The sequence below is a fragment of the Leyella stercorea genome (genome assembly GCF_021531355.1).
In the GTDB taxonomy this organism is placed as follows: Bacteria; Bacteroidota; Bacteroidia; order Bacteroidales; family Bacteroidaceae; genus Prevotella.
This window is the reverse complement of the sequence record NZ_JADYTS010000254.1, coordinates 1-212: the sequence shown is the minus strand read 5'-3', so window position 1 is coordinate 212 and position 212 is coordinate 1. Positions and strand designations below refer to the sequence as shown.

Annotated in this window: 1 pseudogene; it reads left to right on the top strand. The window is 46.2% G+C overall.

From position 1 onward, the window contains the following. Positions 1-212, top strand: a pseudogene (locus I6E38_RS15260) (IS1634 family transposase); the annotation flags it as partial.

Here is a 212-nt window from a genome sequence, read left to right as displayed (position 1 = left end):
AACTGTTCGGTGGAAATATCGGTGTGCTATTCTATGATGTCACCACACTTTACTTTGAAGCGGATTATGAGGATGAATTACGCAAGACTGGTTTCTCGAAAGAGGGACGTCACAGCAATCCTCAGATCATACTCGGCCTGCTTGTAAGTTTGGGCGGCTATCCGCTTGCCTATTGCATCCATGAGGGCAACAAATATGAAGGTCACACGATG